Origin of the sequence: uncultured Lactobacillus sp., from assembly GCF_947367085.1 — a bacterium.
Lineage (GTDB): Bacteria > Bacillota > Bacilli > Lactobacillales > Lactobacillaceae > Lactobacillus.
The window spans coordinates 1-10803 of record NZ_CANBCP010000059.1; the positions used below are offsets into that span (position 1 = coordinate 1).

Annotated in this window: 9 protein-coding genes and 1 tRNA gene; 2 read left to right on the forward strand and 8 right to left on the reverse strand. The window is 35.0% G+C overall.

Features of this window, described 5'->3' with window-relative positions:
* Together Q0Y70_RS08325 and Q0Y70_RS08330 are read right to left on the reverse strand one after the other, a co-directional pair.
* A partial coding sequence (locus Q0Y70_RS08325; protein ID WP_297819664.1) for a YlbF family regulator occupies positions 1-190 on the reverse strand: 190 nt, incomplete at its 3' end.
* A gap of 18 nt (positions 191-208) precedes the next feature.
* Positions 209-2266: a PBP1A family penicillin-binding protein gene (locus Q0Y70_RS08330; RefSeq protein ID WP_297819667.1), complete on the reverse strand. Its 2058-nt coding sequence runs from the start codon at positions 2264-2266 to the stop codon at positions 209-211.
* A gap of 108 nt (positions 2267-2374) precedes the next feature.
* Here Q0Y70_RS08330 and Q0Y70_RS08335 point away from each other — a divergent pair, with 108 nt between their 5' ends.
* Complete coding sequence (locus Q0Y70_RS08335; RefSeq protein WP_297819670.1) at positions 2375-3259, forward strand: RluA family pseudouridine synthase; 885 nt, start codon at positions 2375-2377, stop codon at positions 3257-3259.
* A gap of 26 nt (positions 3260-3285) precedes the next feature.
* Here the strand turns inward: Q0Y70_RS08335 and Q0Y70_RS08340 are convergent, their stop codons facing one another.
* From Q0Y70_RS08340 to Q0Y70_RS08365, 6 genes are all read right to left on the reverse strand, one after another.
* Entirely contained in the window at positions 3286-4203 is a 918-nt protein-coding gene (locus tag Q0Y70_RS08340; protein ID WP_297819673.1) for a class II fructose-bisphosphate aldolase, read from the reverse strand.
* Between the two features lie 109 nt (positions 4204-4312).
* A complete protein-coding gene (gene argS, locus Q0Y70_RS08345) occupies positions 4313-5998 on the reverse strand; it encodes an arginine--tRNA ligase (RefSeq protein WP_297819676.1) in 1686 nt (561 codons plus the stop codon).
* Positions 5999-6260: 262 nt separating this feature from the next.
* Positions 6261-6908, reverse strand: a complete 648-nt coding sequence (locus Q0Y70_RS08350) for a L,D-transpeptidase (protein ID WP_297819679.1) — start codon at positions 6906-6908, stop codon at positions 6261-6263.
* A gap of 71 nt (positions 6909-6979) precedes the next feature.
* Complete coding sequence (locus tag Q0Y70_RS08355; RefSeq protein WP_297819683.1) at positions 6980-8200, reverse strand: N-acetylmuramoyl-L-alanine amidase family protein; 1221 nt, start codon at positions 8198-8200, stop codon at positions 6980-6982.
* 74 nt (positions 8201-8274) lie between these two features.
* The gene (locus tag Q0Y70_RS08360) at positions 8275-9444 is read right to left on the reverse strand and encodes a D-alanyl-D-alanine carboxypeptidase family protein (protein ID WP_297819686.1); all 1170 of its coding nucleotides are present in this window, start codon (positions 9442-9444) and stop codon (positions 8275-8277) included.
* A 76-nt stretch (positions 9445-9520) separates the two neighbouring features.
* The gene (locus Q0Y70_RS08365; RefSeq protein ID WP_297819689.1) at positions 9521-10381 is read right to left on the reverse strand and encodes an NAD(P)H-hydrate dehydratase; all 861 of its coding nucleotides are present in this window, start codon (positions 10379-10381) and stop codon (positions 9521-9523) included.
* 80 nt (positions 10382-10461) lie between these two features.
* On the opposite strand from Q0Y70_RS08365, the gene Q0Y70_RS08370 reads away from it, so the two are divergent.
* Positions 10462-10546, forward strand: a tRNA-Leu gene (locus Q0Y70_RS08370).
* Positions 10547-10803: the final 257 nt, after the last annotated feature.

Below are 10803 nucleotides of genomic sequence, written 5' to 3' on the forward strand. Positions count from 1 at the left end.
CATCAGATAAAGGTTGGCCAGCTTGTTGAGCAGCCATAACCTTCTTTTGTAAAGCATCCATTTCACCGTAAAGCTTCATGCTTTCTGGATTGTTTTTTAATGATTCCAATGATTTCTTTAAAGCCTCAAATTGAGGAGTTTTTTCTAAGTCTTGTGCTACTTGATTAGCACTATCGTAAATATTTACCATAATAGTCTCCTTTAAATGTTAATGGCCAAAAATGCCCTTGATATTATTATACCATTCGTTGACTTTTTTCCCGGCATCATTTAGTCCTTTTTGAACTTGATTACCAATATTTCCGAACCAATCTGAATCTGATCCAGTATTTTTAGCAATTACTTGCGGACTCTTCACTTTAAACTGAGTTTGTGGACTATAAGGCAAGATATTTTCCATTTCAGACTTATACAGACGAGTAACCCCTGTTTCAGAAATTCCCTGCATATAGTGTTGCTGATCCGTTCTATCAAAGCCTACCCAAGTGGAAACCACAATATCCGGTGTATAACCAACTATCCATTGGTCTTTGGTTCCAAATCCATATGAATTAGGAACTTCAGTTGATCCGGTTTTACCAGCCACCTGAAAACCATCAGGCTGAGCACTTGCACCTGTACCGTTTGTAAAGACGCCTAAAAGCATAGAAGTCATTTCTTTAGCCGTATTATTAGAAATAATTCGATGAGAACCCGGATTATTATTTTGAGCTAAAACTTTTCCACTAGCGTCAGTAATCTTAGTAATGAAATAGGCTTGATTAGGTAAATTACCTTCATTAGCAAATGCGCTGTATGCTCTTGCCATTTGCAATGGAGAAACCCCACTTGATAATCCCCCCAAAGCTAAAGCTAGATTTCGATCATTTTTATTGACGTGAATACCAAAATTTTCAACGGATTGAACGCCTTTATTGACACCAATCTTATCTAAAAGCCAAACGGCTGGTACGTTCTTACTTTCTGCTAACGCTTTATACATTGGAATCTCATTTGAATATTGGTTATCAACGTTATGAGGTTCATAATCATTTTTTCCAAACTTTTGTAGTTTATTAGATAATTCTGAATCATAATGATAGCCATTTTGAAGAGCAGGCGAATAAACCGCCAGTGGCTTCATTGTGGAACCTGGCTGACGTTTCATTTGAGTTGCACGATTATAGCCGCGAAAGACATGCTGACCACGCCCTCCTACAACCGCTCTGACTGCGCCAGTTTTTGGATCCATGGCTACACTAGCGCCTTGGGCTTTGGTGCCATCGCTAGGACTTGGCGGAAAATTGTAGCCATTGTTAAAACTATCTTGCATTGCAGATTGATAGCTCGGATCAAGTGTTGTATAAATCTTTAATCCCTTATTCATTACATCTTCTTCACTTAACCCATAGCGATTAATCGCTTCATCAACAACTGCGTCAAAAAAGTAAGGGTAACGATAGCCGTCATCTTGGATAAAAGTATCTCGCAATACTAGTGACTCTGATTGAGCTTGTTTTTCCTGAGCTTCAGTAATTTTATTATTACTTCTCATTAATCCCAAAACAACATTTCGACGTTTGAGCGCATTTTGCATATGATCAATTGGATTAAATCCACTTGGATTCTTTAGCATCCCCGCAATTGTTGCTGCTTCAGATAGGTTGACGTCACTGGCATCTTTTCCAAAATACTTTTTAGAAGCATCTTGCACTCCCCACACACCATTTCCAAAATAGGCATTATTGAGATACATGGTCAAAATATCCTTTTTCGAATAAGTATGGTTGATCTCAATGGCAAAAAACAACTCCTCAATCTTACGTGAAAAAGTTTGCTGCTGAGTTAGGAGAGCATTTTTAGCTAATTGCTGAGTTAAAGTTGAACCACCACCAACAATTCCTCGATGCACAATACCTAAAATAGCTGCACGTGCCATTCCTTTGATACTGAAGCCTGGATTTTTATAAAAAGTTCTATCTTCTGTCGAAATAACAGCATTTTGAATATTGGGAGAAATCTTATCTAATTCAACAAAAGTACCCTTTTGTGAGTACAAAGATCCTGCTTTTTGATTTTTATCATCAAAAATTGTAGTAGTTGTTGACAAAGATGCTTTTAAATTAGAGATGTTGGATGTTTTAACTTTAACTGTATAATAAGTACAGACACTTAAAAAACAGATTAAGACAATCAAAATCAACCATCGCCAAATTTGAAAACGATGATTGAAATTCTTGATTCCCAGATGTACTTTATGCCAAAATTCATTTTTTTGAGAATGCATGAAGGCAATCTTCCTTTTCCTTAACTAAACTTACTTAATATGAAAATTTTAGCATATATTTCACTATAAAAATGTGCTTAGAAATTAAGATTTCAATAAACCATAACTATGAATATGAATAAAAATTATACATTCAATTTAACGTATCCAGATAAAGATCCAATCACCGTAGACCAGTTAATGCGGCAATTTTTAATTCCACGCAAGTGGCGGCATTATTTAAGAACTGAAAAAAACATTTTAGTTAATGGCAAGTATCTACCTTTAAATTTTCAAATAAAAAAAGGCGACCGAATCAAAATCACTTTAGATCAAGTCGCTAGCAATCAGTCTTATCAAGCCAGTGGTCATCTGCCAACAGTTATCTATGAAGATGAAAATATCATCATAATCAATAAACCAGGTGGACAAAAAACTCATCCTAATTTGTTTGAAAGAGATACTGCTTTGAATGATGTAGCAACATATTTAGGCTATTCACCTTTTATTGTTCATCGACTTGATATGCTTACAAATGGTCTTTTATTAATGGCCAAAAATCCAGCTGTCGTTCCCTTATTAAATAGACAATTAACTACCAAAACCTTTCACAGGGACTATTATGCCAAAGTATCGCGTAATTGTAATATCCCAAATCACGACACTATCAATCTCCCAATTGGTCAAGATCCAACTGATCAAAGAAAAAGAATGGTTTGTAAAAATGGCTTGCGTGCTATTACCCACTATCAAGTTATTGAAAAAAATAAGGATCATCAGTTACTTAAAATCACTCTTGAAACAGGGCGAACACACCAAATTCGCGTTCACTTAGCTGCCATTGGCGCTCCAATCATTGGTGATCCTCTTTATAATCCTAACTTCAAAGAAAACCAAAAATTAGGACTAACAGCTTTTCACATATCTTTTATTAAACCTTTTAGCTTTGAGAGAAAAGATGTTTTTCTAACTCAAAATTCTAAAACTTCAAAAATAAAAAGCGGGCTCAATTAAGAGTCCGCCTTTTAAATTAAATAATCTTATTCTTCGTTTAATGAAGCTTCATCAAACTTAACTGAAGATTCCTTTGAGTCAATTGGTGCAGTACCCATCCATGAAATCATTTCTTTCATAGAATCAGTAATTGCGTCAGTACCAGCTCTCAAAAGCTTACGAGGGTCATAACCTTTGTTGCCCTTGTCTAAGTCCATCTTGTCTTCGATGTACTTACGAGTTGCAGCTTGGAATGCCAATTGGAATTCAGTGTTGATGTTAATCTTAGCAATACCTAATTGAATTGCCTTTTCGATTTGATCTTGAGGAATTCCTGAACCACCGTGAAGAACAAGTGGTTCACCTGGTACAGCATCAGCAATTTCCTTCAAACGATCGAAGTTCAAGCCCTTCCAGCCTTCTGGGTAAACACCGTGGATGTTACCAATACCACAAGCAAGCTTGTCAACACCAGCAGCAACGAAAGTCTTAGCATCTTCAACAGAAGCTAATTCACCGCCATCAGCACCTTGGTTTTCACCAATCTTACCGATTTCAGCTTCAACAGAGATACCTCTTTCGTGAGCTAACTTAACGATTTCCTTAGTCTTTGCCAAGTTTTCTTCAGTTGGTAAGTTGTGTCCATCAAACATAACTGAGGAGTATCCAAGTGCAATACATTCCTTAGCTGATTCATAGTCACCGTGGTCTAAGTTCAAGATAACTGGAACATCGATGTCCATGTTGTCCATTTCGTTAAGAACTAAGTCCTTAACAGTCTTGTAACCACCCATGTACTTAGCAGCACCAGTAGAAACTTGAATCAATAAAGGAGTTCTAGTTTCCTTAGCACCTCTTAAAAGTGCACGAGTCCATTCAAGGTTGTTAGTGTTGTAAGCACCAACAGCGTAGTGATTTTCACGAGCAGCTTTGAAAATGTCATTACCATTTACTAAATAAGCCATTAAAAAATACCTCCTAAATTTTTAACACATCATTATTGTAACCCAATAGTGCAAAAGTTAACATACTTATACCTAAATAAAAGCGCTTTCTTTTTATTATTTTTATAAATTACATTTCTTCAGGAGCATTTACACCTAATAAACGTAAAGCTTCTGTTAGTACAATAGATGTTGCTTCAACTAATGCTAATCTACTTGCTAATTGATCATCTTCATCCAAAATTCTCACATTTGCATAGTATTTGTTGAATTTCTTAGCAAGATTGAGGGCATACTTTGCAATAATTGATGGTTCAAACTTGTCACTAGCACGAGCAATAATTCTTGGAAAATCAGCTAAATCTTTTGCAACCGCAAAAGCCCATTCATCATCCAAATTAAAGTCATTTTGTGCGGGTTTTTGATTTCTTGAAGCAGCCTTACGTAAAACACTTTGTGCACGCGCATTAGTATATTGGACATATGGACCAGTATCGCCTTCAAAGCGCACAACTTCTTCTAGATCAAAATCAAAATTATCTAAACGATCATTCTTTAAATCATGAAATACTACCGCACCTACACCAACATCATGAGCCACTTGATCTTGGTTAGCTAAATTAGGATTTTTTTCTTGAATCTGCTTTTTGGCTAGGTTTACGGCATCTTTCAATACCTGATCTAAGAAAACAACGTTACCTTTTCTCGTTGATAATTTTTTACCACCCTGAGTAATTAAACCAAATGGAATATGGTGAATTTCATCAGACCAATCATAGCCCATCTTCTTTAACACTGTTTTTAATTCAACAAAGTGTTGTGATTGCTCATTACCTACAACATAGAGCATCTTAACGAAGTTATATTCTTTCATTCTCCATTCAGCAGCCGCTAAATCACGAGTTAAATAAATTGAAGTTCCGTCAGACTTGACAATGATAGCGGGATTTTCATCTTCCCCCATATCAACAACTTGGGCACCACGTGATTCATGAAGCAGCCCTTTATCTTTTAATTCATCTATAACTGGTTGCATCTTATCATTAAAGAAAGCTTCACCGTTATAAGAATCAAATGTTATACCTAATTCTTTATAGATGCGCTTAAAGTCAGTTAAAGAAACTTCACGGAACCATTTCCACAATTTAACTGCTTCGGGATCACCATCTTCAAGCTTTTTAAACCATTCACGGCCTTCTTGTTCCAGCTCAGGATTATTTTCAGCTTCTTTGTGGAATTTAACATAGTAGTGGAAAAGATTCATAATTGGATCTTTTTTGACATCTTCTTCATTGCCCCAGTGCTTGTAAGCTGCAATTAATTTACCAAATTGGGTACCATAGTCACCAAGATAGTTAATTTTAATTGGGGTATAACCGACTTTTTCCATATTTTTAGCAATTGAATTACCAATTACCGTAGAACGCAAATGTCCCATTGACATTGGTTTTGCAATGTTAGGAGATGACATATCAATTGGCACATTACCTTCACCTAACTTTTGATCACCGTAATGTTCTTTTTCAGATAAAACATCAGCTAAAGTTGCAGAAATCATTTTTTCATGATCAATTGCAAAGTTAACATATGGGCCTACTGCCTTAATGCTTGAGAAATTATCACTGCTAATATTTTCAGCAATTTCAGTTGCAATTTGTGCAGGATTTTTATGTAATTGCTTAGCTAGAATAAATGCTGGAAAAGCATAATCACCCATTTTTTCATTTTTAGGACGTTCAATTAAAGCACTAATTTTTTCTTTAGATAAATCAATTTGACTAGCAATTAAGTCCACTACTTCATTTTTAAAATCCATTTTTTCTCCTTTTCACAAAAAAAGTCTCTTTCTACCTGATGATAGAAAGAGACGAGTAAATTACCCGCGGTACCACTCTAGTTGATACTAAGTATCCGCTTATTAATTTCAATTAAACTTATTTAGACTAAACACGCCTTCATAAAGACTTCTATCTATCTTCCACCAACATAGACTCGCTAAAAAAAACATCTTTATTACTACTTTTAATCCTTTCGTCACTAGATTATAACAGCTTAAAGCTTATCCGCCAACAGTAAAATCAATATTTTTTAATAACTACTTTGGTTCCATAGGGAATATTATCCATTAACCATCTTGAATCAGGAATGCTTAAACGAACACAACCATGAGAAGCCGCAGTTTTTCCTAACTTATCTGCTTCTTTAACGTTGATTGACTTATTCTTTAAAGTTGGGACTGAATGAAATAGATAAACGCCGTGCTGATGCCAGCTAACGTAGTTCATTGCCCCTTCTCCCAAATCTTTATTAAAAAATTGATGGCCTCTTTCTTCTTGAATATGATAAGTGCCAACTGGTGTATCGGATTTTCCTTTACTATTAAACCTTCCTGCCGTTGAAAGCATAGTATAGATTGGCTTATTTCCGCTCATAATATAGGTGCGATTGCCCTTGAGAGATACTCTTATCCACAAATCCTTAACTTGAGATAAATTCGGCTGGGCTTTTTTTTCGCTTTTCTTTTTCCACGTTCCTTCTTTTTCCAAATCTTTTGGATCTTTATAAAGTAAAAATTTCTTTTCAGGCTTCTTGACTTTTTTTATCTTGGAAGATTTTGGTGAATCAAAGATATCCAAAGAACGCGAATTATATTGAAAGACGATTAACCCACATAAAAATGTTAATGCCACAATTATTATTCCCATTATTTTGACATTTTTATGCATTGAGTCATCCTCTTTCTGAGATAGTTTTTTTAATTTTATCGCATAAATATGAAAAAAATAAGGTTTTCACCCTATTTTTCTTTGATATATGAACTATCAATCCATTGGTTGCCACCTAAGTTATACCATTTATGTCCGTTTTTATCAGTAGCCAGCTTAAAAGCTCTCCAATTGGTATTTTTAGCTAAGTATTTACCGGTGATATGTTTAGTCGTATCAAAATTGCTCCAGACTGCAACTTTTCCGCGACCATTATAATTAATCGAAACTATTTTATTAATAGCGCTAACTTGCCCAGTAGATGAAACAGTGTCAGATTTTACAGCTGGTTTAGAGGCTTGAGATAAAGTAATGTATTGTCCATCGATCCATTGATTGCCACCGAGGTTATACCAGTTACGTCCATTATAATTTGCTATTTTAAATACTCTCCAATTAGTATTTTTCGGCAAATATTTTATTACTTTCTTTCCTTCACCAAAGTCGCTCCAGACTGCAACCTTGCCACGTCCGTTGTAAGTTATCTTCGCAATATCGTTAATATTTTTGACATTATCTGAAATAGCTGGCTTGGCTGGTTTGTTAGTTGAAGTTACTTGGGATAACTCATCATATCTTTGCTTGATTAGATCAAAGAATTGATTCATTGAATAATTATTAACTGCAAAATATCCATCTGGATCTGTGTGATCTGTATCACCTAAATAACGAGATACATCGTGATGAGACCAAATGGTACCTGCTTGATCAGCGGTAGCCAAACTTGGTTTCAAATTATATTTGTGCAGCAAACTAGCTACATAAGTTGCATCATTTTGTATACTTTGAGCAAAATCATGAGCATTATTTTCCTCACACAATTCTACTTGAATAAAGCGCTGGTTTGCATAATACCCAGCTCCCCACACAGTCTTATCAGTTGGAGCAATTTGAACTACCTGATTGTGGTCAACAAAAGCATGGACATAGGTTTGACGTTTTTGCCATTCACTATTATAAATATCTGCCCATTGTTGTGCAGAAATATTTGGCTTAGCTGTTTCGTGAATTACGATTCCCTCAGGCTTACCATTACGATAATCGCCTCCCTGAGTAAAAGTACTATTAGCAGTTTCATCTTTTACTCCTGAATAAGGCAAATTATTGTTATTAATGTAATTATTAACAGAACTTTGTTCAACTTGCGTAGATTGAATATTTTGATTTTCTGCAGCTTGAACTTTATTTTGCTTAGCACTAACTAAAAATAAGCTAGTAAGAACGACAGTTGATAATATGGTGATTTTTTTCATTACACTTTTCCCCTCTATGCATTACAGCTAATAGTATAAGTCATCCAAAGTTGTAGAAACATTAAATTTTAATATCAATTAAAAAGGCTTTCTATAAAATTAGCTGATTTTATATCTTTATTGATAGTTGCTGGTAAGGTTAAACAATTATTGTCATTAACGGCAGGGATATTAGGATCGACAATATCTCCAACATTAGTATTTTTCTTTACTGGAGCTTGAATAAAAGTTTTATCAAATTGACCTTGTAACTTTTGGCTGCTTGTTAACCACACGCCTGTATCCTTTTGTAAAACGGGTACTATATCCTTACTTTTTCCTGCTTTAACTCTTACATCCCTTACACCATCGATTTTTTGTCCTTTTTTGAAAATGTACAGTTGGTAATTATCAAAAATATAAGTTAATAACTTTTTAGTTTGGACAAATCTTGAAGGATCGCTTCCGTCAACATGTTTTGCACCCATAATTACAGTTACAATTCTCCTGCCATTTTTAAGCATTGTCGATGAAAAACAAGCACCGGCAGCATCAGTAGTTCCTGTTTTTAAGCCATCGACTGGAAACTGTGGATCATATTGAGATAGAGTCGGTAGCATCCAGTTCCAATTTTGCATTGCGGTTGTTTTATCTTGATCTTTAAAATCTAAGTGGGCAATTCTCGTTGTTTCAATAACTTGTGGATAGTCGTTAAGTAAATGTTTAATTACAATTGCCATATCAAGAGCGGACAATTCATTTTCTGCTGTTTTTTTACCATCAAAAGCTTGGCTGCCCATTGAAGAGTTTGCTAATCCATCTGGAGTATAAATTTGTGCATCTTCAATTTGCCAACTCTTTAACAATTCTCGCATCTTGATAACAAAAGCCTGCTGATTACCACTAATTGCTTTGGCGAGCATCATCGCTGCATCGTTAGCGGATTGAATTAAGGTGGCTTGATATAACTGCCTAATAGTATAGCTGTGTCCTAACTTAAGTGAGACATTGGCATAATCAGGATTATTAGCTACAGCAACAATATCTTTATCTGGAGTGACCAATTGATCCCACTTGATTTTTCCTTCTTCAATTGCTTGTAAAGTTAAATAAATGGTAATCAATTTTGACATTGATGCAACCGGTAATCTTTGTTTTGCATTTTTAGCATAGAAGATCTGTCCATTTTTTAAATCGAAGGCAAGAGCGGCTTTAGCATCTAAATTTAATTTATCTTCTTGATAGCTAGACACAGCATTCGGCATATTTACAGGCTCTGCTTTTTTATTACAACCTGTGCAAAATAAAACGACACAAAAAATAGGTAAAAGTAACCACCGATTAATTTTCTTCATCTTTACTCCCATATTTTTTCATCAAAAAAGGTAAACTCGCACTTAATTTAGTTGGACGCACAATATAATGATTTCTATAGATTTCATCTGCTGCTAAAGAATGTAGATAGACAGCTGCTTGGAGAGTTTCGATATCAGCACCAAATTGTCCGATGAACCCGCCAACAATTCCAGCTAGCGTATCTCCCATTCCACCAATTGCCATTCCAGGATTGCCGATTGGATTTTCAAAAAATTCACCGTTTGAATCATATATCTTGGTATGATTCGACTTTAAAATTAGATAGGCATTTTTATTTGGAAATAAATTATTTAATGCCTCTAAATTGGCACTATCGCTTTGATAAGGAATGTGAATTTGGCTAAGTCTTTGCCATTCCATCTGGTGAGGGGTTAGAATTATATTTTTAGCCTGCTGTAGAATTAAGGATTTATCTTGAGCCATTAAATCTAAAGCACTTGCATCAAAAACAATGCTTTGATTAGGTGTAACGTAATTTTTAAGAGTTAATAAAATATTCTTAGCGTACTTGTCATTCCCTAACCCCATTCCACAGACAATTACATCCATTTGAGGAATCATTTGTTTGAGACCTTTTTCATCATGCCAATCCAAGAACATAATTTCTGGATCTCGCGCATGTAAGGCAGACACATTAATCGAATGAGTCGCTACACAGATTAAGCCAGCCCCACTATTCAATGCCCCTTCAGCTGCCATAATTACTGCTCCACCATAATTGGGGCTGCCACCAATAATTAAAAGACGTCCATAATTACCTTTATGAGTATTACTTTCTCTTTGTTTAATTACTTTATTTAAAATAGATTGCTTAATTATATTCATCTTTACTCCATATTTACAATAGATATCATTTTAATTTTACCAATTATTTAGTATAATTATCTATGTTCTTTGATATTTAAGCCCTGATGGCGGAATTGGCAGACGCGTAGCGTTCAGGTCGCTATTTTCATTTTGAAAGTGCAGGTTCGACTCCTGTTCAGGGCATACGAGTATAGAACAGATCTTCTGATATTGCTTTTCTTCTTTATGAAAGTTAAAAAAAAATATCAACAAAAATGCCGCGTGAAAAATCTAAAACTAAAAATCAGTTAAATTAAAAAAATACAAGAAAAATCATCATATGAATTTGCCCACACAGAATCACCCTTCTTCCCCGGGCACTATTCCATGATTTGTACTTCTTGCCTTGAAAAAATGGTGCGGCAAGACAACTTTAATTATGTTGATAAAATTTTTCAGTA